The organism is Nocardioides sp. SRI_004 (assembly GCF_057586415.1).
The window spans coordinates 213,760-238,573 of the sequence record NZ_JBYCZV010000002.1 but is presented as its reverse complement, the minus strand read 5'-3'; the positions used below and the strand labels follow the sequence as shown (position 1 = coordinate 238,573).

The 24,814-nt window shown below is 72.3% G+C and carries 26 protein-coding genes; 17 read left to right on the top strand and 9 right to left on the bottom strand.

The annotated features are described in order from the left end of the window. From AC2YHB_RS03355 to AC2YHB_RS03345, 3 genes are all read right to left on the bottom strand, one after another. A complete protein-coding gene (locus AC2YHB_RS03355) occupies positions 1-585 on the bottom strand; it encodes a class I SAM-dependent methyltransferase (RefSeq protein WP_257027442.1) in 585 nt (194 codons plus the stop codon). 78 nt (positions 586-663) lie between these two features. Next, complete coding sequence (locus AC2YHB_RS03350) at positions 664-1,185, bottom strand: nuclear transport factor 2 family protein (protein ID WP_179649572.1); 522 nt, start codon at positions 1,183-1,185, stop codon at positions 664-666. After that, on the bottom strand, positions 1,182-2,051 hold the full coding sequence (locus AC2YHB_RS03345; protein ID WP_179649574.1) for an LLM class F420-dependent oxidoreductase: 870 nt from the start codon (positions 2,049-2,051) through the stop codon (positions 1,182-1,184). The genes AC2YHB_RS03350 and AC2YHB_RS03345 overlap by 4 nt, the downstream gene beginning before the upstream one ends. Positions 2,052-2,240: 189 nt before the next feature. On the opposite strand from AC2YHB_RS03345, the gene AC2YHB_RS03340 reads away from it, so the two are divergent. Further along, on the top strand, positions 2,241-3,065 hold the full coding sequence (locus AC2YHB_RS03340) for an IclR family transcriptional regulator (protein ID WP_487353475.1): 825 nt from the start codon (positions 2,241-2,243) through the stop codon (positions 3,063-3,065). A 125-nt stretch (positions 3,066-3,190) separates the two neighbouring features. Here the strand turns inward: AC2YHB_RS03340 and AC2YHB_RS03335 are convergent, their stop codons facing one another. From AC2YHB_RS03335 to AC2YHB_RS03325, 3 genes are read right to left on the bottom strand one after another with little or no spacing between them, the layout of a single operon-like run. Then, positions 3,191-3,982, bottom strand: a complete 792-nt coding sequence (locus tag AC2YHB_RS03335; RefSeq protein WP_179649576.1) for an SDR family NAD(P)-dependent oxidoreductase — start codon at positions 3,980-3,982, stop codon at positions 3,191-3,193. Beyond that, entirely contained in the window at positions 3,975-4,283 is a 309-nt protein-coding gene (locus AC2YHB_RS03330; RefSeq protein ID WP_179649578.1) for a ferredoxin, read from the bottom strand. The genes AC2YHB_RS03335 and AC2YHB_RS03330 overlap by 8 nt, the downstream gene beginning before the upstream one ends. Further along, positions 4,280-5,422, bottom strand: coding sequence for a 3-ketosteroid-9-alpha-monooxygenase, oxygenase component (locus AC2YHB_RS03325; protein ID WP_487353474.1), 1,143 nt, complete (start codon positions 5,420-5,422; stop codon positions 4,280-4,282). Before AC2YHB_RS03325 ends, AC2YHB_RS03330 begins: the two co-directional genes overlap by 4 nt. Before the next feature lie 156 nt (positions 5,423-5,578). On the opposite strand from AC2YHB_RS03325, the gene AC2YHB_RS03320 reads away from it, so the two are divergent. The 3 genes from AC2YHB_RS03320 (at position 5,579) to AC2YHB_RS03310 (ending at position 8,040) form a co-directional block, all read left to right on the top strand. Further along, on the top strand, positions 5,579-6,217 hold the full coding sequence (locus tag AC2YHB_RS03320; RefSeq protein ID WP_036547339.1) for a TetR/AcrR family transcriptional regulator: 639 nt from the start codon (positions 5,579-5,581) through the stop codon (positions 6,215-6,217). Next, positions 6,214-6,990: an SDR family oxidoreductase gene (locus AC2YHB_RS03315; RefSeq protein WP_487353473.1), complete on the top strand. Its 777-nt coding sequence runs from the start codon at positions 6,214-6,216 to the stop codon at positions 6,988-6,990. Before AC2YHB_RS03320 ends, AC2YHB_RS03315 begins: the two co-directional genes overlap by 4 nt. A gap of 114 nt (positions 6,991-7,104) precedes the next feature. After that, on the top strand, positions 7,105-8,040 hold the full coding sequence (locus tag AC2YHB_RS03310; RefSeq protein ID WP_487353472.1) for a type IV toxin-antitoxin system AbiEi family antitoxin domain-containing protein: 936 nt from the start codon (positions 7,105-7,107) through the stop codon (positions 8,038-8,040). Positions 8,041-8,152: 112 nt separating this feature from the next. Here AC2YHB_RS03310 and AC2YHB_RS03305 read toward each other — a convergent pair whose 3' ends face one another. Continuing rightward, a complete protein-coding gene (locus AC2YHB_RS03305) occupies positions 8,153-8,911 on the bottom strand; it encodes an SDR family NAD(P)-dependent oxidoreductase (protein WP_487353471.1) in 759 nt (252 codons plus the stop codon). Positions 8,912-9,012: 101 nt separating this feature from the next. On the opposite strand from AC2YHB_RS03305, the gene casG reads away from it, so the two are divergent. From casG to AC2YHB_RS03265, 8 genes are all read left to right on the top strand, one after another. Further along, positions 9,013-10,620, top strand: a complete 1,608-nt coding sequence (gene casG / locus AC2YHB_RS03300; RefSeq protein ID WP_487353470.1) for a steroid-24-oyl-CoA synthetase — start codon at positions 9,013-9,015, stop codon at positions 10,618-10,620. Next, positions 10,617-11,894, top strand: a complete 1,278-nt coding sequence (locus tag AC2YHB_RS03295) for an NADH:flavin oxidoreductase (RefSeq protein ID WP_487353469.1) — start codon at positions 10,617-10,619, stop codon at positions 11,892-11,894. Before casG ends, AC2YHB_RS03295 begins: the two co-directional genes overlap by 4 nt. Before the next feature lie 21 nt (positions 11,895-11,915). Next, positions 11,916-12,869, top strand: coding sequence for an ABC transporter permease (locus AC2YHB_RS03290; RefSeq protein ID WP_487353468.1), 954 nt, complete (start codon positions 11,916-11,918; stop codon positions 12,867-12,869). Further along, positions 12,856-13,911, top strand: coding sequence for an ABC transporter permease (locus tag AC2YHB_RS03285; RefSeq protein ID WP_487353467.1), 1,056 nt, complete (start codon positions 12,856-12,858; stop codon positions 13,909-13,911). The genes AC2YHB_RS03290 and AC2YHB_RS03285 overlap by 14 nt, the downstream gene beginning before the upstream one ends. Beyond that, complete coding sequence (locus AC2YHB_RS03280) at positions 13,908-14,921, top strand: ABC transporter ATP-binding protein (protein WP_487353466.1); 1,014 nt, start codon at positions 13,908-13,910, stop codon at positions 14,919-14,921. The genes AC2YHB_RS03285 and AC2YHB_RS03280 overlap by 4 nt, the downstream gene beginning before the upstream one ends. Further along, positions 14,911-15,894: an oligopeptide/dipeptide ABC transporter ATP-binding protein gene (locus tag AC2YHB_RS03275; protein WP_179649591.1), complete on the top strand. Its 984-nt coding sequence runs from the start codon at positions 14,911-14,913 to the stop codon at positions 15,892-15,894. Before AC2YHB_RS03280 ends, AC2YHB_RS03275 begins: the two co-directional genes overlap by 11 nt. Further along, positions 15,891-17,303 (top strand): amidase, encoded by a 1,413-nt coding sequence (locus AC2YHB_RS03270; protein WP_487353465.1) that lies wholly within the window; start codon positions 15,891-15,893, stop codon positions 17,301-17,303. Before AC2YHB_RS03275 ends, AC2YHB_RS03270 begins: the two co-directional genes overlap by 4 nt. A gap of 224 nt (positions 17,304-17,527) precedes the next feature. Further along, on the top strand, positions 17,528-18,508 hold the full coding sequence (locus tag AC2YHB_RS03265) for a type IV toxin-antitoxin system AbiEi family antitoxin (protein WP_179649595.1): 981 nt from the start codon (positions 17,528-17,530) through the stop codon (positions 18,506-18,508). 142 nt (positions 18,509-18,650) lie between these two features. Here the strand turns inward: AC2YHB_RS03265 and AC2YHB_RS03260 are convergent, their stop codons facing one another. Continuing rightward, positions 18,651-20,270, bottom strand: coding sequence for an ABC transporter substrate-binding protein (locus tag AC2YHB_RS03260; RefSeq protein WP_487353464.1), 1,620 nt, complete (start codon positions 20,268-20,270; stop codon positions 18,651-18,653). Between the two features lie 152 nt (positions 20,271-20,422). On the opposite strand from AC2YHB_RS03260, the gene AC2YHB_RS03255 reads away from it, so the two are divergent. Genes AC2YHB_RS03255 through AC2YHB_RS03245 form a run of 3 tightly spaced genes read left to right on the top strand, consistent with a single transcriptional unit; the run spans position 20,423 to position 22,441 of the window. After that, on the top strand, positions 20,423-21,163 hold the full coding sequence (locus AC2YHB_RS03255) for a TSUP family transporter (RefSeq protein WP_487353463.1): 741 nt from the start codon (positions 20,423-20,425) through the stop codon (positions 21,161-21,163). A 59-nt stretch (positions 21,164-21,222) separates the two neighbouring features. Beyond that, entirely contained in the window at positions 21,223-21,984 is a 762-nt protein-coding gene (locus AC2YHB_RS03250) for an SDR family oxidoreductase (protein ID WP_487353462.1), read from the top strand. A 10-nt stretch (positions 21,985-21,994) separates the two neighbouring features. Next, positions 21,995-22,441, top strand: coding sequence for an RrF2 family transcriptional regulator (locus AC2YHB_RS03245; protein ID WP_036547354.1), 447 nt, complete (start codon positions 21,995-21,997; stop codon positions 22,439-22,441). 19 nt (positions 22,442-22,460) lie between these two features. Here the strand turns inward: AC2YHB_RS03245 and AC2YHB_RS03240 are convergent, their stop codons facing one another. Then, positions 22,461-23,393: a cupin domain-containing protein gene (locus AC2YHB_RS03240; RefSeq protein ID WP_487353461.1), complete on the bottom strand. Its 933-nt coding sequence runs from the start codon at positions 23,391-23,393 to the stop codon at positions 22,461-22,463. Between the two features lie 83 nt (positions 23,394-23,476). Between AC2YHB_RS03240 and AC2YHB_RS03235 the strand changes: the two genes are divergently transcribed. Further along, positions 23,477-24,316, top strand: a complete 840-nt coding sequence (locus tag AC2YHB_RS03235) for a Rossmann-fold NAD(P)-binding domain-containing protein (RefSeq protein ID WP_487353460.1) — start codon at positions 23,477-23,479, stop codon at positions 24,314-24,316. After that, positions 24,313-24,792 (top strand): anthrone oxygenase family protein, encoded by a 480-nt coding sequence (locus AC2YHB_RS03230; RefSeq protein WP_308645578.1) that lies wholly within the window; start codon positions 24,313-24,315, stop codon positions 24,790-24,792. Before AC2YHB_RS03235 ends, AC2YHB_RS03230 begins: the two co-directional genes overlap by 4 nt. Positions 24,793-24,814 lie beyond the last annotated feature (22 nt).

Genomic DNA, 24,814 nt, shown 5'->3' with positions numbered 1-24,814 from the left:
TCAGCGCCGTCCGGAGAACCGGTAGGCGCCGGCGATGCCGAGCGGGCGCACGGTGACGTCGCCCAGGCCGAGGCCCTCGAGCTCGGCCGTGAGGTCGTCGGGCGCGACCATCCGCACCGTCGAGCGGGTGACCCGGTGGACGAACCTGCCGCGACGTGAGTCCGACAGGTCGTAGCCGGCGAGCAGCCCACCGGGCCGCAGCACGCGCACCGCGTCGGCGAGCACCTGCTCCCAGGTGATCGTGTGGTGGAGCATCAGCCAGCTGACGACCGCGTCGAAGGAGCCGTCGGCGAACGGCAGGCCGGACGCATCCACCTCCTCCACCGCGGCCCGGTCGCCGAACCCGGCGAGCTGCCGTCGCGCCAGGGCCACCATCGCGGGGTCGACGTCGGTGGCGACGTAGCGCCGGATGTCCGGTCGCGCGCGCAGCACCTCGGCCGCCATCGCACCGCTGCCGCACCCGATCTCGAGCACCTCGGCGCCCAGGGCCGCGGGATCGCGGGGGAGCACCCGCGGGACGACGAAGCGGCGGGCGAACGCGCGCCACGGCGGCGTACGGCAGAAGACGGACTCGAGGTCGGACATGCGGGCCACGGGCGCAAGTCTCCCGGACGGAGGGCCGGCGCGGGAGGGATCCGGGCGACGGGGGCGCCGGCGGGCGCGTCAGCGCACGGGCCCACCCGCGCGGGCGAGCAGCGCACGGGCGTCGGCGCTCCCGTCCAGCCCGCGGGTGGTACGACGGGTGGTGCGCCAGCCGTCGTCGGTGCGGACGAGCTCGAAGTGGTTCGCGCCGATCCGGGCCGGGAAGACCTTGCCGTGGTGGCGCACGAGCAGCACCGACTCGCACACCGCGACCGCGCGGTCGCCGTCCACCGCCACGTGCGCCGGGCCGAGGAAGTGGCTGCACCCGTTGCCGATCAGGCCCTGGTGGGCGTCCGAGCGCACCATCGCGTCGACCTCGGCGCGGCTGCCCATGAAGAGCTCGTCGACGTCGTACACGCCGTCCTCGGTCCACAGGTCGGCGACGCGCTCGGCCTCGCCGGCGTCGACGAGGGGGCCGTAGGAGGCGATCAGCTGGGTGATGGCCTGGACGTCCTCGAGGCGCTGCAGGCGCTCCTCGACGCTGGGCCTGCTCGGGGGCCCGCTCGGGGGTCTGCTCGTCGGCCTGCTCGTGGGGTTGCTCATCGGGCCTCCAGGGGAGTCAGGTCGGCCAGGTCCGCGAGGGCGGCGAGCTGGTCGACGTAGTGGTCCGCCGAGGTGGCGGTGACGTGGACGTTGACCACCGTGGCACCGGCCGCGACGGTGCGGTCGAGCGCGCGGCGGGTGCGGTCGGGGTCGCCGATCGGGTCGACCGGGCGGCCGGCGCCCAGCACCACCTCGAAGCCGTCGGGCAGCGGGGCCTTGTCGAGCATCTCCCGCAGCCGGTCGTGGGGGAGGCCGAAGGGCACCCAGCCGTCGCCGTGCTCGCGGGCGCGGCGCAGGCTGCGGGGCGTGTGGCCGCCGATCCAGAACGGGACCCGAGGCTGGACCGCGTGCGGCTCGACGACCACGTCGGCGAAGGGGAAGCGCGGGCCGTCGTACACGGGGGTGGCCGTGGACAGCGCGGCGCGCAGTGCCGGAAGGGCGTCGTCGGCGACGGCGCCGCGCTCGGCGTACGCCGCACCGAGCAGGTCGAACTCCTCCTCGATCGACCCCACGCCCAGGCCGAGGACGAGGCGGCCGCCGCTGAGGACGTCGAGGGTGCCGTAGCGCTTCGCGATCGCGAGCGGGTGGTGGTAGCCGATCACGAGGACCTGGGTGACCAGCCGGATCCGCTGCGTGTGGGCCGCGAGATAGCCCAGGGTCGCCAGCGGGTCCCAGTAGGTGCCACCGCGCTGCTCGGCGATGGCCGTCGGGACGGCCACGTGCTCGGAGCAGGTCAGGTGGTCGAAGCCCAGGCGGTCGGCTGCGGTGGCGATCGCGGCCAGCCCGGCGGGGCCGGCCGTGCGCTCCCAGGCGCCGAAGAAGCCGGGCAGGGCAGTGACGACCGGACTGGTGATGCCGACGCGCATGGTGCTCCTCGCTCTCGTGGACGGGTCCCCATCCAAGCCGTCGGCGGCGTCCGGTGGCGCGGACCGGTCCCGGTGACCGGGCGGGACAGCTAACTAGAATGAATTTCAGAAATGGTCTTCCGTCCGTCGCTCGGCGGTGTTAGCGTCGTCACTAGAATTCATTTCAGTTCTTGGCTGTGGGAGGTAGCGATGTCGGCACTCGCGATGGAGCAGGCGGACGTCACGACGGGTACGACGGCGCGCGAGCTGCCGCCGTCGATGGTCGAGCGGATGACGCTGATCCTCGACCTGTTCACCGAGCGGCAGACCTGGTTGACGCTGGAGGAGATCGCCCGCTCGACGGGCCTCCCGCGCTCCACCGCGCACCGCATCCTCGACCAGCTGGTCCGCCTCGACTGGCTCGAGCACGCCTCGGTCGGCTACGGGCTGGGCCGCCGCTCGCTCGTCCTGGGCGGGGGGTCCGCCGAGCACGCGGACCTCCGCTCCGCGGCATCGCCGTACCTCCACGACCTGCTGCTGCGCACCGGCGCCGTGATCCACCTCGGCGTCCTCGAGGGCGCGCGGGTCACCTACCTCGACAAGCTCGGCGGCCGCTTCGCGACCACCGTGCCCTCGCGGGTCGGCGGCTCCGCGCCCGCGCACTGCACCGGCCTCGGCAAGGCGATGCTCGCCTGGCTCGAGCCCGAGCACGTCGACGCGCTCGTGGGGGAGGAGCTCCGGCCCCGCACCCCCTCGACGATCCCCGGTCTCGAGGAGCTCCACGTCGAGCTCGCCCGGATCCGGGCGCGGTCGGGGCTCGCGCTGGAACGTGGCGAGTGCTTCCCCGACATCGCCTGCGTGGCCGCCGCGGTGCGCGGGCCGCGAGGTCCGGTCGGCGCGATCTCGATCGTCGCCGCGGCAGGTACGGCGCTCGAGCGGGTCGCGCCGCTGGTGCTCGACGCCACGCGGCGCATCGCTGCCGACCTGTTCCCGGACGTGGATCCGTTGAGTCGGCGGTTGCACGTCGTGGACTGAGGGAGTTTCACCGGCCGGCCGGTGAAACTCCCGCGCTGGGACGACAGAACTCACGCTTGGACGACGAAGTTTCATCGTCCAAGCGTGAGTTTCGTCGTCCAGGCTGGCCCCGCCGCGGCGGCGGATCAGTCGTGCGGCACCAGCAGCCGCATGACCTTCTCGGTCCCGGCCACCAGCCGCGCCCGATCCGCCGAGGAGCGCATCTCGACGATCGCCTCGTTGCCGCTCACCACGTGCACCGGTCCATGGGGGAGCGCGACCAGGCCCTCCCGAGCGACGTCGACCGGCTCGGAGACGTGCATGCCGGGCACGTCGAAGTTCAGCCCGGCCCGCTCCATCGCGGGGGTCCGGGTCACGCCGAGCACGAGCTCGAGCACGTCGACGCCGTACTCCCGCAGCTCGGCCCACAGGCCCTCGGCGAAGATCCGGCCGAACGCCTTGACCCCGCCGTAGACGCCCTCGGTCGACGTACCGACGTAGCCGGCGAGGGAGCCGACGAGCAGGATCCCGCCGCGGCCGCGCTCGCGCATGGGTACGGCGTAGTGGTGCACCAGCGCCAGCATCGCGGTGATGTTCAGGTCGATCACCGAGGCGAACCCGTCGAGCGTGCCGCGCGTGAAGGCCCGGCCGTGGGTGTTGGCGCCGGCGTTGTAGACCAGGAGCCCGACCTCGACGTCCGCGGTCGCGGCGGTGATCTCGCCGATCGCGCCGGGCGCGGTCAGGTCGGTGGCGACCGTGCGCACCTCCACCCCGAGCTCGCGGAGCCGTGCAGCGGTCGACTCCAGCGGCCCGGGCGTGCGGGCGACGAGGACGAGGTTGACGCCCGAACCCGCCAACTCTCGGGCGAATTCAGCGCCGACGCCCTCCGAGCCGCCGGCGATGACGGCCCAGGGGCCGTACGGGGACAGGTCAGTCATGGAGTGCCTCCGGGTTGGTCCTCAGGGGTTCGTCGGACTGCACCTCGAGCTCGCCCCGCACAGCAGCCTCGCGGACCGAGGCCCGCAACGCCGAGCAACCCGGGAAGGCGTTGCGGTTGGGGCGCTCGGACCGGGCTGTCGTCGTACGACGCTCGACGCACCGCTCCAGCGCGGCCGCGGTCCACTGCAGGGTCGACTGGTCCCAGCTGCTCTTGCGGGCGAGGACCTCCGCACCGCACGTCAGGCAGGAGACCGGCTGCATCGGTGCGGTCTCGAGGCGCACGTCCTGCCGCGGGCTCATGACTGCCGTGCGGAGCGGGCGGCCAGGTTCTGCTCGACCTCGGACCGCCACGCCTCGTTCGGCCGCGTGGTGTCGATCTCGAACTCGAAGCGGTCGGTCATCTCCGGCGTCACGTCGGCGGCGTCGACGTAGAACTGCTGGTACCACCGCCGCAGCTGGTAGACCGGCCCGTCCTCCTCGCACAGCAGCGGGTTGTCGATGCGCGCCTTGTTCTTCCAGATCGCGACGTCCTGCTCGAAGCCGTACTTGATGAAGGCCCCCGTCTTCGCGGCCATCAGGTCGGCCTCCTCGTCGGAGATGCCCTCCTTCTTCTCCACGATGATCCCGTACTGCAGCACGAAGGAGTTCTCGTCGATCGGGTAGTGGCAGTTGATCAGGATCGTGTCCACGTCGAGGTCCTCGTAGTGGTAGGTCACCTCGTCGATCATGAAGCTGGGCCCGTGGTACGCCGCCACGCTCGTCGTGCCGAGCACGGCCGGGTTGCTCTTCGAGGGCCGGGCCGGACGGACGTCCTCGCGGCCGGCGCCGTTCATGTACTGGTAGGCGCTGGTGCCCTCGAAGACGTTCTTGAAGTACGTCGGGAACGAGTAGTGGATGTAGAAGAAGTGCGCCATGTCCACGACGTTGTCGACGATCTCGCGGCAGTTGGCGCCCTCGATCACGGTCTCGTACCAGAGCCAGTCGGTCCAGCGCTCGTCCTCGACCTGGGGGATCCGCGGGATCGTCACGTCGGCCGGGGGCGGGTTGCCCTCCGGGTCGTTCCAGACGAACACCATGCCGTCCTGCACCATGGTCGGCCACGCCGCCGTACGGGCACGCAGCGGGACGCGGCGCGCGTAGGGGATCTGCTTGCAGCGACCGTCGCCGCCCCAGCGCCAGTCGTGGAACGGGCAGGCGATCTCGTTGCCCTTGACCTCGCCCTGCGACAGGTCGCCGCCCATGTGGCGGCAGTAGGCGTCGAGGACGTTGAGCTCGCCGTCCGCGCCGGCGAAGACCACCAGCTTCTGCCCGAACGCGTTGACCTGGTGGGGCTTGCCGTCGGCGAGGTCGCGGGCGAGGCCGAGGCAGTGCCAGCCGCGCGCGAACCGGCGCGGGCCCGCGTCCACCTCGATCTGCCGGACCTGATCAGTGCTCGTCATGGGCCGAGTGTGGGTCGGGCCGCACGATGTGCGCCGCCGCCGGTCCCACTCACCGGTAGCCTGCTGGAACGCCGGAGCGGGTGCGGGCCCAAGATGGTCGTCGGCCCCTACCGCAGGGTGCCCGACCAGACCACCCGACCAGATCAGGAGAGACGCGTGGCTCGTATCGCCGAGGCCCGGAAGCCCGCCGAGCCGGTCTCCGAGGAGCAGAAGGACCGCTACCGCCGGATCCTCCGTGCCGCCAGCAAGCTGGGCGCCGAGCACGGCCTGGAGCGGATGCAGATGAACGACGTGGCCAAGGAGGCCGGCGTCGCGATCGCCACGCTCTACCGCTACTTCCCGTCCAAGACCGACCTCTTCGTCGGCGTCCTCCACTCGCAGATCCAGCACCTCAGCTCCGGCTCCGGGTCCGGGTCGGGCGTGGTCGCGGCAGCGCCCGCGGGCGAGCGGGCCGCCGCGGTCGCCGAGGTGCTGATCGGCGCGGGTCGCGGCATGCTCGCGCGTCCCCAGCTCGCGATGGCGATGCTGCAGGCCAACAACGCCGCGCAGCTGCAGGGCGGACGCGAGTACACCGAGGCCAACGCCGCCTTCCACGGCGTCCTGCTGCGCGCCCTCGGCGTCACCGAGCCCGACGACGAGGACTACCGGATGGTCCGGATCACCGAGCAGACCTGGTACGGCGTCCTGGTCTCCGTGCTCAACGGCGTGATCACGATCGACCAGGCCGACGCCGACATCCGCCTCGCGGCCCGCCTCCTGCTCGGACCCCGGTACGACGAGGGATCGGCCTCGTGAGCGGCCCGCTGCGGACGGTCGTCGTCACCGGGGCCGCCTCCGGCATCGGCGCCACCACCGCGTCCCTGCTGCGCTCCCGGGGTGATCGGGTCATCGGGGTGGACCTGCGCGACGTCGACGTGTGCGCCGACCTGTCCACGGCGGCCGGCCGGTCGGCCGCAGTCGCCGGGGTCGCGGAGCTGGTCGGCCCGGACGCGCTGGACGGCCTCGTGACCTGCGCCGGCCTGAGCCGCGCGGGCGCCCCGCAGGTCAGCGTCAACTACTTCGGCACCGTCGACCTCGTGCTCGGCCTCCAGCCGCTGCTGGCCCGCTCCGCGGCGCCGCGCGTGGCCCTCGTCAGCTCGATCTCCTCGACCCAGCCCCACGACCCAGCCGTCGTCGAGGCCTGCCTCGCCGGCACCGAGGCGACCGCGCTGGAGCTGGCCGAGGCCGCCGTCGCCGACGGTCGCCCGCACGAGATCTACGCCTCGACCAAGGCTGCCCTGAACCGGTGGCTGCGCCGTGCCGCGGTGTCGCCCGAGTTCGCCGGAGCGGGGATCGCGGTCAACGCGGTGGCACCGGGCGTCGTACTCACACCGATGACGGAGGAGCTCGTCTCCAACCCGCAGTGGAAGGCCGTCATGGACGCCGCCGTCCCCATGCCCCTCAACGGCTACGCACCGCCCGAGGCCATCGCCCACGCGCTGCTGTGGCTGCTCGCCCCCGAGAACACGCACATGGCCGGGCAGGTGGTCTTCGTCGACGGTGGGGCCGAGGCGCTCACGGTGGCATGAGTTTCGTCGTCCAACCATCCGCGAAGAGTCCACAACCGCTTTCGGCGGGCTGGTTCTCCACAAGCTGTACGACGTCCAGAGGACTGGCCGGTCCGCGTTGCTGATGCTGGGCGAATGATCGAGTACCTGGTCAACGACAGCGGAATCCTCCTCCGGCGTGACGCCCTTGCAGCGGGTGTCGACGACAACGCCCTCAGGCGAGGCATCGACGCGGGCTTCCTCGTTCGGATGCGGCAAGGCGTCTACGTCCTTGCCGCGGTATGGGAGCAGGCGAACTCGCTGGAGCGACATCGTCTGCTCCTCGAGGGCGTCCGGCTCCTGTATGGCGACGGCGTCGCTGCATCCCACATCAGCGGGTGTGTGGAGCAGGGCGGGCCGACGTGGGGGATGGATCTCTCGGTGGTGCACCTGACGGACCTGACCGGCAAGGGGGAGCGGAGCGTGGGCAAGGTCGTCCACCATCGGGGCGTCTGCCTGGTATCGGACGTCACACGCGACGCCCAAGGTTGGATCACTGCACCCGCACGAACGGCGCTCGACACTGCTTGCCTGGTCAATCAGGAGGCGGGTGTCGCCGTCGTCGACTGGTACCTCCAGAACGCGCTCACCACGATCGACGAGCTGCGACAACTGCACGAGCGGATGGCGGAGTGGCCGGGATCGATCGGGCTCCACCGCGTCCTCGGACTCGTGGACGGCAAGGCAGAGTCGGTCGGCGAGACGAGGACAAGGCTGATGTGCCGAGCCCACCGGCTGCCGCCGCCAATCGCGCAGCTCGAGATCCACGACCACAACGGCCGGCTGGTCGGTCGGGTCGACTTCGCGTGGCCACGGCATCGGGTGATGCTGGAGTTCGACGGGATGGTCAAGTACCACCGCCACCGCCGTCCCGGCGAGACCATCGAGGACATGGTGATGCGTGAGAAGCAACGCGAGGACCGGCTTCGTGAGCTCACAGGCTGGACGATGGTCCGCATCACCTGGGCGGACCTGGCGCGACCCGAGGCAACGGTGGCCCGGATCCTCCGTGCGCTGCAGTCAGCGGCCTGACGCTGGACGACGAAACTCACGCTTGGACGATGAAACTTCGTCGTCCAAGCGTGAGTTTCTTCGTCCAAGCGCGGGAGTTTCACCGGCCGGCCGGTGAAACTCCCACCCCGGCTCAGAAGTGAGCCTGCCCCCCATCCAACGGAATCGTCGCGCCGGTCAGGTACGCCAGGTCCGGCCCCACGAGCGCCACGACCGCACGGCCGATGTCGGCCTCGGGGTCGCCGATCCGCTTCATGGGGATCGCGGCGACGAACTCGGCCGCCTCCTCGGGGTTGTTCTCGGTCCACCACTTGAGGCCGGGGGAGAGGGCGTGCGGGGCGATGGAGTTGACCCGGATCCCAGCCGCGGCCCACTCGACAGCGGCGGTGCGGGTGAGCGAGCGCAACGCGGTCTTGGCGGCGGCGTACGCGCCGTAGGTGGTGGGGTCCCAGCGGACCATCGCAGAGGTGACGAGGTTGACGATCGAGCCGCCGCCGGCGGCCACGAGGTGCGGGTGGGCGGCCTGCATGAAGGCGAAGGCGGCGAAGGGGCCGGAGACGAAGCCCTTGGTGAAGTTCTTCAGGCTCATGTCGAGCAGCGGCATCATCACGCCGTCGTAGGCGTTGTTCACCACCACGTCGAGGCGACCGAAGTCGCCCGCGATCCGGTCCACGAGCGGCGCGATCGCCTCGGTGTCGAGCAGGTCGAGCTCGTAGGCCTCGGCGCGCACGCCCCGCTCCCGCAGCAAGGCGCAGGTCCCTTCCAGCTTGGCGAGGGTGCGGCCGACGACGGCCACGGAGACGCCCTCCGACGCCAGCGCGAGGGCGATGCCCTGGCCGACTCCCTGACCGGCTCCCGTAACGACGGCGACCTTGTCCTGCAGTGCGTTCATGCCCGCACCCTCGCCGGTACGACGCCCGCCACCGTCGACGCGTCCCGGTCACCGGGAGCCGTCCGCGCCCGCGCGGCGAGGGCCGCCGAATACTCCCCGCCATGAGCACGACAGTGACGACGACCGAGCTGGTGGTGGAGGACGTCCTCGGGGCGCCCGTCCAGGTGTTCGCGGAGCGCTTCCGCGCGCTGCACGAGGTGCTGGCCGCATCGGTCGCGCACGGCGACCGGCCCTATGTCGTCACCCTCGAGGGCCGGCTCACCTTCGCCGAGCACGCCCGCCGGGTCTCCTCGCTCGCCCACGAGCTGCGCACGACGTACGGCATCGACAAGGGCGACCGGGTCGCGATCGACGCCGCCAACTCCCAGGCCTGGATCGAGACCTTCTGGGCGACGGTCTCGATCGGCGCGATCGCCGTCGGCTGCAACGCCTGGTGGTCGGCGCGCGAGCTGCAGGACGCGCTGGAGCTGACCACCCCCAAGCTGGTCGTCGCCGACGCCCGCCGCCGCGCGCTCCTCGCCGACATCGCCACCACGGCGCCGGTCCTGAGCCTCGAGGACGACCACGACCGTCTCGCCACGCTGCACCCGGACGCCCCACTGCCGAGCGCCGACGTCGCCGAGGACGACCCCGCGGTCATCCTCTTCACCTCCGGCACGTCGGGGCGTCCCAAGGGCGCCGTGCACACGCACCGCAACCTCTGCTCGGTGATCGGCTTCCACCGCAGCATGGACGCCCTGGCCGCGCAGTACGGCGACCCGGTGGCGCCGCAGGACAAGGTCTACCTGCTGGCGATGCCGCTCTTCCACGTCGGGAGCCTGCACAACCTGGCCGTCCCGCGCCTCGCCAACGGCAGCACGGCCGCCCTCCACCTGGGTGCGTTCGACCCGGCGAAGGTGCTGCAGCTGGTCCAGGACGCCCGGGTCACCCACTGGGGCGCCGTGCCGACGATGGCGAACCGCCTGCTCGGCTTCGACCGCGTCGGCGACTACGACACGTCCTCCCTCTACGCCTTCTCGCTGGCGTCCGCGCCGTCGAGCACCGCGTTCAAGGAGCGGCTGCGCACGCACCTGCCGTTCGCCGGTGCGCTCGTCGACAGCTACGGCCTCACCGAGTCGTGCACCGCGGTCGCCCTGGCGACACCCCTCGACCTCGCCGAGGCGCCGGGCACCCTCGGCACGCCGATCATCGGCGTGGAGATGGAGGTGCGCGACCCGCTCGGCAACCCGCTGCCGCCGGGCGAGGAGGGCGAGATCTGCGTCCGCAGCGCCTACAACATGCTCGGCTACTGGGAGAACCCGGACGCCACCGCGGCCGCGATCGACGCCGACCGGTGGCTGCACACCGGCGACATCGGCACCTTCGACGACAAGGGCCGGATCCGGCTCGCCGCACGCCGCTCGGACCTGATCATCCGCGGCGGTGAGAACGTCTATCCCGCCGAGGTGGAGGGCCTCCTCGTGGAGCACCCCGCGGTGCGCGAGTGCGTCGTGCTCGGCGTACCCCACGACGACCTGGGCCAGGAGGTGGGCGCCGTCGTCGTACCCGAGGACGCAGGGACCGACGCGGCCGCGCTCGTCACCGAGCTGCAGGAGTACGCCGCCCGCGGGCTCGCGCACTACAAGGTGCCCACGCACTGGCGGGTCGCCGCGGAGCCCCTGCCGCGCAACGCCACCGGCAAGGTCGTCCGCCCGGCGGTGACCCTGTGAGCACCCGGAACGAGGCGCCCGACGTCTTCTCCGCGGGCAGGCTCGGCCCGCTCACCCTCCGCAACCGCACGATCAAGGCCGCCACCTACGAGGGCCTGAGCCACCGTGGTCGGGTCACCCAGGACCTGGTCGACTTCCATGTCGCCTACGCGAAGGGCGGGGTCGGGATGACGACGGTCGCCTACCTCGCCGTCGCGAAGGACGGCCGCACGGACCGGCACCAGGTGCTCTGGACCGACGAGGCGATGCCCGGCCTGCGGGCGCTCACCGACGCCGTGCACGCCGAGGGTGCGGCGGTCTCGGCCCAGATCGGCCACGGTGGTCCGGTCGCGGAGGCCCGGGGGAACCGGTCGCCCGCGCTGGCACCTTCGGCCCGGACCAACGTGATCGCGATGAACCGCTCGCAGGCCGCCACGCGGGCCGACATCGACCGGATCGTCGCGGCGCACGGGCACGCGGCGAGCCGGGCCGTCGAAGCGGGCTTCGACGCCGTCGAGGTGCACCTCGGCCACAACTACTTCGCCAGCGCCTTCCTCAGTCCCAAGCTCAACCGGCGCGACGACGAGTTCGGCGGCAGCCTCCGCAACCGGGCGAAGGTCGCCCGCGGCATCCTCCAGGCGGTGCGGGACGCGGTCGGCGACCGGATCGCGATCGTCGCCAAGATGAACATGGACGACGGCGCCCCCGGCGGGTTCTGGCTCGACGAGGCGATCCCGGTCGCGCAGTGGCTGGAGGCCGACGGCACCCTCGACGCGCTGGAGATGACGGCGGGCAGCTCGCTGCTGAACCCGATGTACCTCTTCAAGGGCGACGTCCCGCTCGACGAGTTCGCCGGCGTCATGCCGCAGCCGATCAAGGCCGGTGTGAAGGCAGTCGGGCACCGGCTGCTCAAGGCCTACCCCTACACCGACGGCTTCCTGCTGGAGGACGCCAAGCAGGTCCGCGCTGCCGTCGACCTGCCGATGGTGCTGCTCGGCGGGGTCAGCAGCCGCGAGGTCATGGACACCGCCATGGCCGAGGGCTTCGGCTTCGTCGCGATGGCCCGCGCCCTGCTGCGCGAGCCCGACCTGGTCAACCGGATGCAGGCCGACGAGACGCGCCGCTCGCTGTGCATCCACTGCAACAAGTGCATGCCGACCAACTACACCGGGACCCGCTGCGTGCTGGTCGACCGGCGGACCACCCGCAGCGCCAGCTGGGGCAAGCCGGAGGGCTACGCGGCCACCACGCCGGGCCCTTCCGGTGAGTGGGACGCGTCACATCACGGATCCTGACCGGACTGGGAGATTCCTTCCGTGACCCGCCGATTCCTCCTCCCGCTCCTGGAGCTGGTCGCTGTCCTGTTCCTGGTCAGCATCGGGGTCTTCCTGCTGCTGTCGCTGGTCCCCGGCGACCCGGCCGTCGCCGTGCTCGGCGAGGGCCGCAGCCCGCAGGAGTACGACGCCCTGCGCGAGCAGCTCGGTCTCGACGACCCGCTCCTGACCCGGTACGCCGACTGGCTCGGCGGCGTCCTGCACGGCGACCTCGGCACGTCGCTGGTCCCGCCGCAGACCGACGTCCTCGACCGGATCGCGTCCGCGTTCCCCGTCAGCCTCGAGCTGGCCGTGCTCGGGCTGGTGCTGGCGCTGCTCATCGCGGTCCCGCTGGCGATGTGGTCGGCGTACCACCAAGGCGGCCGCGCCGACCGCGCCATCAGCGCCGTCACGTTCGGCCTGCTGTCGATGCCGTCCTTCCTGATCGGCATCGTGCTGATCGCGGTGCTGGTGAACTCGCTGGGGATCTTCCCGCGCAACGAGTGGGTGCGCCCCGGTGACAGCCTCGCGGGCAATCTGTCCCACGCCTTCCTGCCGGCGCTGACGATCGCGCTGATGGAGGCGGCGATGTTCACCCGGATCCTGCGCAACGACCTGGTCACCACGCTGCACGAGGACTTCATCCTCGCCGCCCGCGCCCGCGGCATGTCGCCGCTGCGGATCATGGTCAGCGACGCGCTGCGACCCTCGTCGTTCTCGCTCGTCACCGTGCTCGGGCTGAGCATCGGGCGACTCGTGGGCAGCACCGTGATCGTGGAGTACCTCTTCGCGCTGCCCGGCATGGGCAAGCTCGTCATCGACGCCGCCAACCAGGGCAACTACCCGGTCGTGCAGGGCGCGGTGCTCGTCATCGCCGTCGTGTACGTCGGCAGCAACGCCCTGATCGACCGTTCCTACGGACTGCTCGACCCGAGGACCCGCCGTGCTCGCGCCTGAACCCGTCGTCCCGCCCCGTCCCGCCCTGCGCGACCGTCGTACGACGCTCCTGCTGACGGGCGTCCTCCTGCTGGCCGCCGGTCTCGGTGTCGCCGGCTGGGCCGCCGGCACCACCGTGCTGGTCACCCTGGTCCGGATGCTCGTGCTGGTCGCGGGCCTGCTCGCCGCGATCGCCGGCCTCGGCCGGGTGGCCCGCGCCGTGCGGGGCAGGCCCGTCGATGTCGTCTTCTGGCTCGGCATGACGTGGCTGGTGCTCGTCCTCGGCGCCGCCGCCCTCGCGCCCTGGTTGCCGCTCGGCAACGCCGACGACTCGGTGAAGGGCCTGACCTCGCCGATCTTCACGCCTCCCGGCGGGATCGGTGCCGAGCACCCGCTCGGCACCAACAACTACGGCCTCGACGTCCTCGCCCGTGCCGTGTACGGCGCCCGGACCTCCATCCTCGTCGCCCTGCTGGCCGTGCTCATCGGCACCACCGTGGGCGGTCTCGTGGGCCTGGTGTCCGGCTTCGTGCGCGGCGCCACCGACCGGGTCGTCGGGATCCTGGCCAACGCGCTGCTCGCCGTACCCCCGCTGATCCTGCTCATCGCGCTCGGCACCGTGCTCGACCCGAGCGTGCGCAGCATCGCGTTCGCCCTGTCCCTGCTGACGATCCCCAGCATGGTGCGGCTCGCGCGGGCCAACACGATCACCGTCGCGCAGCGGGAGTACGTGCTCGCCGCGCGGGCGCTCGGCGCCGGCCGGGTGCGGCTGATGCTGCGCGAGGTGCTGCCCAACGTGGTGCTGCCGGTGCTGTCGCTCGCGGTCGTGATGATCTCCGTGCTCGTGGTCGCGGAGGCGTCGCTGTCCTTCCTCGGCATCGGCATCGAGCAGCCGCAGCCGACGTGGGGGAACATGATCGCCGAGGGCCAGGGCGGCGTCATGGAGAAGCACCCCTTCATCGTGGTGGTGCCGGGGATCTGCCTGTTCCTGACCGTGTTCTCCTTCAACCTGCTGGGGGAGAGGGCGCAGAAGCGCTGGGACCCGAGGGTGGCCAAGCTGTGAGCACTCCTACCGCACTGCTGGAGGTCGAGGACCTCCGCACGACCTTCCACACCCCGCGCGGCGACGTGCGCGCCGTCGACGGCGTCTCCTTCGTCCTCGCGGCGGGCGAGACCCTCGGACTGGTGGGGGAGTCCGGCTCGGGCAAGTCGGTGCTCGGCCGCACCGTCATGGGGCTGGTCGCCTCCGGTGGCACCACCACGGTCAGCGGGACCGTGCGCCTCGGCGGCCGCTCGGTGCACGAGCTCAGGCCGTCGGCGCGCCGGCGGCTCTGGGGGCCGGAGGTCGCGATGGTCTTCCAGGACCCGATGACCTCGCTGAACCCCGTCAAGCGGGTCGGCACCCACCTCACCGAGACCCTCCGGCGCCACCTCCGCTGCTCGCGCGCCGAGGCCACCGAGCGTGCGGTCGACCTGCTCCGCCAGGTCGGGATCCCCGAGCCCGCGCGGCGCCTGCGGCAGTATCCCCACGAGCTCTCCGGCGGCATGCGCCAGCGCGTGGTGATCGCGACCGCGCTGGCCTGCGACCCGCGGCTGCTCATCGCCGACGAGCCGACCACCGCCCTCGACGTCACCGTGCAGAAGCAGATCCTCGACCTGCTCGGCTCGCTCGTCGCGGAGCGCGGCATGGCGATGCTGCTGGTCAGCCACGACCTCGGCGCCGTCGCCGGACGCACCGACCGGGTGCAGGTCATGTACGCCGGCCGCACGGTCGAGTCCGGTCCGACGCGGCCGGTCTTCGCGGCGCGCGCGCACCCCTACACCGACGCGCTGCTCGCCTCGATCCCGCGGCTCGGCAACGCGCCGCACACCGTCCTGCGCACCATCGAGGGCAACCCGCCCGACATGACCCGCCCGCCCGCGGGCTGCCGGTTCGCGCCCCGCTGCGGGTTCGCGACGGACACCTGCCGCGACGCGCTGCCGGTGGCGGCCGTCGTACCGGGTGGGCGCGAGGTGGCCTGCCACCACCCGTTGCGCACTGCCGTCCTGGAAGGAGCCGAGCATGGCCGGTAGCGGTACGGCGCACCTGCGTCCGGACCGGGAGCGGGCGCTCGTCGTCGACGACCTCGTCGTCGAGTTCCCCGTCGCGCGCGGCACGGTGCACGCCGTGTCCGGGCTCAGCCTCGACCTCCTGCCCGGGGAGACCCTCGGCATCCTCGGCGAGTCCGGCTGCGGGAAGTCCAGCGCGGGGCGCGCGGTGATGCAGCTGCCGCCTCCGACGTCGGGATCGGTGCGGCTCGGCGAGGTCGAGCTCACCGGTCTGCCCGCCCGGCGGATGCGCGAGGCCCGGTCCCGGATGCAGCTGGTGCTGCAGGACCCGGTCTCCGCGCTCAACCCACGGCGACGCGTGAAGGACCTCGTCGTGGAGGGCCTGGAGATCTGGGGCTGGGGCGCGCGGGACCGCGACCACTTCGTCGACGAGCTGCTGTCGTCGGTCGGGCTCGACCCCGCGACGGTGCGCGACAAGCGGCCGCACGAGCTGTCCGGTGGCCAGTGCCAGCGGGTCTGCATCGCCCGCTCGCTCGCGCTCGACCCCGACGTGCTGATCTGCGACGAGCCGGTCTCCAGCCTCGACGTGTCCGTCCAGGCGCAGATCCTCAACCTGCTGGAGAAGGCGCGGGAGCGGCTGCGGCTCTCGATGGTCTTCATCGCCCACGACGTGGCCGTCGTGAAGAACATCAGCGACCGGGTGCTGGTGATGTACCTCGGCAAGACCTGCGAGGTGCTGCCGTCGGCGTCGCTGGAGGACGCGCTCCACCCCTACACGCGGCTGCTCCTGGCGTCGGTGCCCGAGGCGGCCGCGCCCGACGGGGAGGGCGCCGAGCCCGCGCGGGCGGTCGAGCTGCCCTCGCCGCTGGACCCGCCGTCCGGGTGCCGGTTCCGCACCCGCTGCCCGCTCGCCACCGACCGGTGTGCGGGCGAGGAGCCCGAGCTGCGGGAGGTCCGCCCCGGACAGTTCGTGGCCTGTCACCACGTGGAGGCATGACCCCGATGTACGACGACGCGATCGCCACTGCCGCCGCCATCCGGTCCGGGGAGGTGTCCGCGCGCGAGGTCGCCGAGGACGCCATCGCCCGCATCGAGAAGCACTCCGCCCTCAACGCGGTCGTGGCGGAGCGCTTCGAGCAGGCCCTCGCCGAGGTCGACGCCGGCCTGCCCGCCGGACCGCTCCACGGTGTGCCGACGCTCATCAAGGACCTCGGCATGCAGGTCGCCGGTCTCCCGCTGACCCGCGGCAGCCGCCTGTGGGACGGCGACGTCCAGGCCGTCGACAGCGAGCTGGTACGGCGCTACCGCGCCGCCGGCATGGTCGTCATCGGCATGTCCAACAGCCCCGAGCTCGGCAAGAACGCGAGCACCGAGCCGCTCCTCCACGGCCCCACCCGCAACCCGTGGGCGCCCACCCACTCGCCGGGTGGCTCCTCCGGCGGGGCCGCCGCTGCCGTGTCCGCCGGGCTGGTGCCGGTGGCCCACGGCAACGACGGAGGCGGATCGATCCGGATCCCGGCGTCGGCCTGCGGGCTGTTCGGTCTCAAGCCGAGCCGGGGCCGCGTGTCGTCGTACCCGGTGGCGGGGATGCTGGCCGCGCCGCTGTCGGTCAACCACGTGCTGACCCGCTCGGTGCGCGACAGCGCGCTGCTGCTCGACCTGTCGTCGGCGCCGTTGCACGGCGACGCCCTCGCCGCGCCCACGCCGTCGTCGCCGTTCGTCGAGCAGGCCGCCACCGCACCGCTGCGGCTGCGGATCGGGCTCGCTGTCGAGCGGGCCGACGGGGGCGAGGTGTCGCCCGAGGTGGTGGCCGCCGTACGGTCCGTCGCCGCGCTCTGCGAGGAGCTCGGCCACGTCGTCGAGGAGACCACGCTGGCCCACGACCACGAGCTCGTGATGAGCGGATTCGCCACCCTGATGGGGGTCTCGCTGCTCGCCGACGTCCGGCACCGGCTCGAGGCGCTCGGCCGTGAGCTGCGGGACGACGACCTCGAGCCGTTCACGCGGATGATCCACGACCACTACCTCGCCACCATGACCCCGGTGCAGGTGTACGACGGACTCGCCGCGGTCCAGCAGGCGGGCTGGCAGCTCGGGACGAGCTTCTCGTCGTACGACCTCCTGCTCACCCCGACCCTCCCGCTGCCCGTCCCCGAGCTCGGCGTCCTCGACACCTCCGACCCGGCCGTGATGTGGCAGCGCGGCGGTGACTACTCGTCGTTCACCGCCGTCGCCAACGCCACCGGCATGCCCGCGATGTCGATCCCCGCCGGCCTCGACACCGCCGGCCTCCCTCTGGGCGCGCACTTCATCGGCGACCTCGGCACCGAGGGCACCCTCCTCGCCTTGGCCACCCAGCTCGAGGCCGCCCGACCCTGGGAGCTCCTCGCGCCGTCGTACCGGTGAGTCTTGTAGCGCGCGAAGTGTGAGGGTTTCTCCGCCGAAGTGTGTGGTTTTCTCCTGCGAGGTGTGACGGTTTCTCCCGCGAGATGTGACTGAGCGCTGTCCCATCCGTCCCACGGGTGCGTCGGAGGACCGACGAGGCGCGACGTCCCTGTGGAGAGAGGCCCCGATCCACAGGTCGTTCCCGGCAGCCCGTCGCCGACGGCCATCGCGCCGATCCTCGAGCGATGACCATCTCCTCTCGGTTCGACGACAGACCGTTCACCGCTGCCATGGCCCGCGAAGCAGGGTTCACGCGCAACTGCCTCCACAAGCTCGTGGCGTCGGGTGAGGTGCGCAAGGTGCTGTCCGACGTGTACGTCGCGACGTGCGTCAAGGACTCCCTCGAGCTCCGAGCCAGCGCCGCAGCGTTGGTCATGCCCGACCACGCGGTGGTCGTCGACCGTTCGGCGGCATGGCTCCACGACGTCGAGATCCTGGACCTCGCGGAGCTGGACCTCGTCCCGGAGCTGGACGCGGTCTCGGTGGGTGGGAAGGAGCCGTCGAGGCGGGTGGGAGTCTTCGGCGGCAAACGCGACCTGTCCGCGGCCGACGTAATGACCTTGCACCCTGGGGTCAAGGTGACCATTCCCGTGCGCACGGCCTGCGACGTCGCCTGTCTCCTGGGCCGCTACCGCGCGATCGCGACGCTGGACGAGTTCCGCCGGAAGCATCGCCTCTCCGTCGCCGACCTGTCCGCTCAGCTCCCGCGCTTCCGGGGCCGACGCGGCGTCATCCAGCTGCGGGAGCTGATCCCCCTGTCGACCGATCGGGCCGACTCACAACCCGAGTCGTGGACCCGGCTGATGATCCGCGACGCCGGCCTGCCGGTGCCGGAGGCGCAGGTGGAGGTGGTGGTGCCGGGCTGGGGCCGCGCTCGGCTCGAGAACGCTTACGCGCACCTGCGTGTCGCCGTCGAGTACGACGGAGAGGCGGATCACAGCTCGACGGCCGACCGCGAACGGGACGAGACCCGGAGAGCGGCGCTGACGGACGCGGGCTGGATCATCCTGGTCCTGCGCAAGGGGGACTTCACGGCGCAGCGACGTGCCGAGTGGCTGGGCGAGCTCGCGGCGGTGATCGCGGAACGGACGCCGGTGAGCGCGGGCAAGCGGATCTACTCCCGCGGTCCCGACCATCCGTCGTACAGGTGGCGCCGGAGGCGCTGACGGCACACCTCGGAGGAGAAAACCTCACACTTGGGCGGAGAAAACCGCACACTTCGGCGGAGAAACCTCCACACTTCGCGCACGACGAGGAGCCCCTTCCCCTCACCACGAGTGGCGAGGGGAAGGGGCTCCTGTGTGGTGCTCAGGCCTTCCAGGCCCCGCCGAGGAGCAGCAGGGTCTCGGAGGTGGAGGTGATCCCGTGGACGTCCTTGTTCCACGGCATGAAGAACGCGCCCGCGCCCATGGCGACGCCGGGGACCGTCTCCTGCCACAGCTCGTTGATCTGCTTCAGCAGGGCGGTGGCGTCGTCGCCGGAGGCCGCCTGCAGCTTTGCGATCAGCTCGTCCATCTCGGGGTTGGCGTAGCCGGAGGGGTTCTGCGGCGACTGGCTGTTGAGGTTGGTCGCGAGCCGCGAGTACGGGTCCTCGTCGGGGACGCTCATCGCCGCGACGGCGAGGTCGTAGTCGTGGGTGACGTAGATCCGCTGGGTCTGGTCGGCGATATTGCGCAGCAGGTCGGTCTCGACGGTGAAGCCGACGGCCTCGAGCATCGCCTCGACGGTGACGGCCTGGGTCTGCGAGGCCTGGTCGGACTGGCCGATGTAGACGATCTTGCCGTCGTACCCGTCGGCCTTGGCGTCCTCGAGCAGCGCCTTGGCCTTCTCGGGGTCGTAGTCGGACGTCTCCAAGTCCTCGTAGTACGGCGCGCTGGGGGAGTAGATGTTGCGGCCGGGGAGGCCGGCGCCACCGTTGACCCGCTCGGCGACGACGGTCGGGTCGATCGCGTAGTTGATCGCCTGGCGCACGCGGACGTCCGACGCAGCGCGGCCCTCGCGATTGTTCAGCCAGTAGATGCTGCCCAGGCCGCTGGGGGCCATGATCCCGGCGAAGCCGTCCTTGCGGGCCTTCTCCAGCGTCTGTGCGGCGCGGATGTTGGCGACGTCGACGGAGCCGTCGGCCAGCGACGAGAGGCGGTCGGCGTCGCTGCCGAGCCACACGAAGCGCACCGCGTCGAGGTGCGGCTTGCCGTTCCAGTAGTCCGGGTTGGCCTCGAGGACGAGCTCCTCGGCCGGCTTGTACGTGTCGAGCGCGAACGGGCCTGCGCCGATCGGCGTGAACTTCTCCGGCCCGCCCTTGTACGCCGCCGGCGCCATGATCATGCCCGGCCCGCTGGCCAGCATGTTCGGGAAGGTGATCCACGGCTGGTTGAGCGTGAAGACGACCTTCGTGGCGCCCTCGGGCCTCATGTCCTTGATGTTCGTGGCCAGCAGGAGCGTGTTGTAGCCGGCGTTCTTCATGTAGTAGCCGATGCTGCCGACGACGGCGTTCGCGTCGAGCGGGGTGCCGTCGCTGAACGTCACGCCGTCCCGGAGCTCCAGCGTCCAGGTCGTGTTGTCCTCCGTGGTGAGCGACTTGGCCAGCCACGGCTCGAACGAGTTCGAGGGCTGGTCGTAGCGCATCAGCACGTCGTACACGGCGGCGAGCGCGTTGCCGCCGGCGGCGCCGTTCGGGATGGTCTTCGTCGGGTCGAGGCTGCGCGCCTCGGAGTAGTCGGCGAGGGTGAGCGTGCCGCCGTCCTTCGGGTCGCCCTCGTCGCCGGAGACGCCGACGATGCCGGCGGCGTAGATCTCCTCCTTCGACAGGGACGAGGTGTCCTGGTTGCCGTCCTCGCTGCCTTCGGAGCTGGCGCATCCGGCCACCAGCAACGTGGTCGCCAGGAGCGCGGTGGCGACGCGGCTGCGCGCCGCGATGCGGTTCCTCACTGATCCTCCAAGTGGGTTGGTCCGACGGCCCGAGACCCCCGGTCTGTGTCGCTCGTCACGCTAGGAGCGGCCGGCTCCGGCGGACGTCGGCCGATCCCACTCACCGGGAGGTGCGGTACGACGCCGCGACGCGAACCGACACCGTCCGGCCGGTGGTCCTGATCCTCGGCGCCCTCGGCGCCTTCGCCTGCTACACCGTCGGTGGGCTGGTCGGGTTCGCGAGCTCGTTGCTCTACCTGCCGGTCCTGCTGGTGCTCGGCGTGCCGCTGTCCCAGGCGGTCGCACTCAACCTGGTGATGGCGGTGCTCACCCGCCTGCCGTCGGTCGTCGTGCTGCGCGACCACCTCGACCGCCGTCGTACGACGGCCATGCTGGCCGGCAGCGTCCCGGGCATCGCCGCGGGTCTGGTCGTCGCGCGGCTCGTGCCCGCCGGCGTGCTCGAGGTCGGGGCCGGCCTGGTGGTGCTGGCCAGCGGGGTGCACCTGGTGCGGGGGAGACGGCGCCCGGCGACGACCCCGTCGGGGGCCGGCACGCGGGCGGCCCTCGTGGCGGGCGGTTGCAGCGGCGTCCTCGGCGTCACCACCAGCCTGAACGGCATCCCTCCCGCGGTGCTGCTCGCCCGCAGCGGCGCGACCGTGAAGGCCCGGCTCGCCGACCTGAGCGCCTTCTTCGTCGTCGGCAACTGCCTGACCCTCGCCGCGCTCGCGGTCGTGGCGGACGTGCCGGTCGTCGAGCCCTCGTCGGAGACGGCGGCGTGGCTCCTGGTGGGGATGGTCGGCAACGCCGTCGGGCTGCGGTTGGCCGAACTGATCGACCAGCGCCGCTTCGACGACCTGACGATCGGGCTGGTGCTGCTCAGCGGGACCGCGTCGCTCGTCGGGGCCGTCACTTGACTCGGACAGTATATGTCGTAGTAATCTCAGACAAACATCATCTGAGTTTGGAGGCGGACATGAGGATCGTGATCTTCGGAGCAGGACTGATCGGGAGCCAGCTCGCGGCGTACCTCGACGGACAGGGCCACGACGTCGTGGCGCTGGGGCGCGAGGCCGGCATCGACACCACCACCGGCGAAGGCGTCGCGGAGGCCGTCGCCGGCGCCGAGGTCGTCGTCGACCTCACCAACTCGCCGTCCTGGGCCGACGACGACGTGCTCGCGTTCTTCCGGGACTCGACGGCCCACCTGGTCGCCGCCGGTGCCGCGGCGGGCGTGCGGCACCACGTGATCCTCTCGATCGTCGGCCTCGACCGGCTGACCGACGCGGGCTACATGCGCGGCAAGCTCGCCCAGGAGGAGGGCGTCCGGGCCGGGGGCGTGCCCTTCACGATCGTCAGGTCCACCCAGTTCTTCGAGTTCGTGCCCGGCATCGCCGACGCGTCGACCACCGGCGACACGGTCCGGGCCACGCCCGGCAAGCTGCAGCCGATCGCGTCGGCCGACGTCGTCGCACGCCTCGCCCAGGTCGTGACCGGTGCGCCGGCCGACGGTGTCGTCGAGATCGCGGGACCCGAGGTCGTCGGCATCGACGAGCTGGTCCGGCGGCTGTTCGCCGCCACGGGCGACCCCCGCACCGTGGTCACCGACCCTGCCGCCGGCTACTTCGGCGCGGCCCTCGACGACACCGCGCTGGTCGCCACCCCGGGCGCCGGTGCGTGGCTCGCCCCGACGTCGTACGACGACTGGCTGGCCACGCGCCCGGTGCCGGCCAACTAGGGTTCCCCGTGTGAAGCTGAGTGCGGGTGTCGAGTGGGCGATCCACTGCTGCGTCGTGCTCAGTCAGGCGCAGCAGCCGGTCCCCGCCGCCCGGCTGGCGGACCTGCACGGTGTCTCGCGGACCTACCTGGCCAAGCACCTCCAGGCGCTGGCCCGAGCCGGCATCGTGCGTCCGGTCGAGGGCCGCGACGGTGGCTACGAGCTGACCCGGCCGCCGGCCGAGGTCAGCGTGCTCGCGGTCGTCGAGGCGATCGACGGCCCCGAGCCGGCGTTCCGCTGCACCGAGATCCGCCAGCAGGGCGAGCTCGCGGCACCTCCCGAGCAGTGCACGCGGCCCTGCGGCGTCGCGCGCGTGATGGCGGCGGCCGAGCAGGCCTGGCGCCGGTCCCTGGCCGGCAGCTCGGTCGCCGACCTCGCGGCGTCCTTCGACACCACGAAGATGCGCTCCCTGCTGTGACGCCGGCCTGGATCCAGGCTCAGCCCCGCGCCGCTCGCCGGTGCTGCTGCGGGCTGACCCCGCGAACCCGCTTGAACGCGGCGCTGAGCGCGAACCCGCTGCCGTAGCCGACCCGTCGCGCCACCGTGTCGATGGCCTCGTCCGAGGCGACGAGCAGGTCGGCGGCGAGCGAGAGCCGCCAGTGGGTCAGGTAGGTCATCGGCGGCTCGCCGACGAGCTCCCCGAACCTCCGCGCCAGGGCCGCCCGGGACACACCCACCTCGGCCGCCAGCGAGGCGATCGTCCACGCGTGGCCGGGGTGGTGGTGCATCAGCCGCAGCGCCTCGCCGACGACCGGGTCGGCGTGGGCGAGGCCCCGGGTGACCTGCGCGTCGTCGGCCAGCCACGAGCGCAGCACGGTGACCAGGACGAGGTCGAGGAGGCGGTCGATGACGACCTCCTGGCCGGGGTCCTCGCGGACGATCTCGTCGGCGAGCACGGTGAGCAGGGGAGAGGACGCGTCGTCGCGCCGCTGCACGATCAGCGGCGGCAGCGCGCCGAGCAGGGGACGGCCGGCCTCGGTCTCGGCCTCCCAGGTGCCGACGAGCAGGACCGTCGACCCGTCGTGGCTGTTGCCCCACGTCCGCACGCCGAGGGCCATCCGCTGCGCCAGCAGCTGCCCGTCGGGGTCGACGCACACGTTGCCCCGCAGGATGGTGATGCCCGGCCGGGTCGACGGGTGGTCGGCGACGGTGTAGACCGGGCCGCCGCGGATGACCGCGACGTCGCCCTCGCGCAGCTCGACCGGCTCCCCGAGCTCGCCGGTGAGCCACATCGAGCCGCGGGCGACCGACATCAGCGTGAGTGCCGGGTCGTCCTCGATCCGCACCCCCCAGGGCGCCTCCATCACCATCCGCAGCGCGAACGCCTGCCGCGCCCGCGGACCGGAGAGCAGGTGACCGAGTCCGTCCACGGCTCCACCATGCTGGACGATCACGCATGGAATCAAGACCCAGAGCCATGGAGAGTCTCAGCATTCCGCGATGAGGTGGATCCATGGACATCGACCAGCACCTCGTCATCGGCGGCACCGGCAAGTCCGGTCGCCGTGTCACCGCGCTCCTCCAGGACCGGGGCCTCCCCGTCATCGCGCTGTCACGCCCCGCGTTCGACTGGGCCGACCCCGCCACCTGGGCCGCCGTCGAGCGGCCCGCGGCGGCGGCGTACCTCACCTTCGCGCCGGACCTCACCTTCCCCGGGGCCCCCGAGGCCGTCGCCGAGGTGGCCGAGCGCATGGCCCGCGCCGGTGTACGACGGGTCGTGCTCCTCTCGGGTCGCGGCGAGGCCGAGGCGCAGCGCGCCGAACGGCTGGTGGCCGACGCAGCGGGGCGCCACGGCGCGGGGTGGGCCGTCGTGCGGTGCGCCTTCTTCCTGCAGAACTTCGACGAGAGCCTCTTCGCCGCACCGCTGGCCGCGGGCCACGTCGCGTTCGTCGCGGGCGACGTCCGGGAGCCCTTCGTCGACCTCGACGACGTCGCCGAGGTGGTCGTCGGCCTGATGACGGGGGAGCTGCCCGGCGACCGGGTGCACGAGCTGACCGGCCCCGAGCTGCTCACCTTCGCCGAGGCGGTCGCCGGGATCGCACGGGCCGTGGGTCGGCCGATCGGCTACGAGCAGGTCAGCCCGGAGCGGCTGCGCAGCGGCCTCGTCGCAGCGGGCCTGCCGGCCGACGACGCCGCCGCGCTGGTCGGCCTGTTCACCGAGGTCCTCGCCGGCCACAACGCCCACCTGGCCGACGGGGTGGAGGCCGCGCTCGGCCGCCCCGCCACCGACCTCGCCACCTGGGCGCGGCGGGCCGCAGGCAACGGCGCGTGGCTGGCGGAGGCGGCGTCGTGAACGGCGTCGTCAACGGCATCGGTCAGGCCGCGACCATCGGCGGCACCGTGACGACCGGGCTGGTCGCCGGCCTCTTCCTCGCCTTCTCGACCGCCGTGATGCCGGGACTCGCGCGCGCCGACGACCGCACCTTCGTGGTCGCCATGCAGGCGATCAACGTCGCGATCCTCAACCCGCTCTTCCTGACCCTCTTCGTCGCCCCGCTGGGCTGCCTCGCGGTCGCGGCCCTCACCGGGCCGGCACGGTGGTGGGTCGTCGCCGCGCTGGTCCTGTACGTCGCCAACGTGGCGATCACCCAGGCCGGCAACATCCCGCTCAACGACGCCCTCATGGCCGCCGGCACCCCCGACGGGCCCGCCGGTTGGGACGCCGCGCGCAGCGCGTTCGAGGACTCGTGGAACCGGCTGCACCTGGTCCGCACCCTCGCGCTGGTGGCGTCCTTCGCCTGCTGCGTGGGCGCGCTGCGCGCCGGCTGAGCCCGGTGAGCTGATCCGGCTA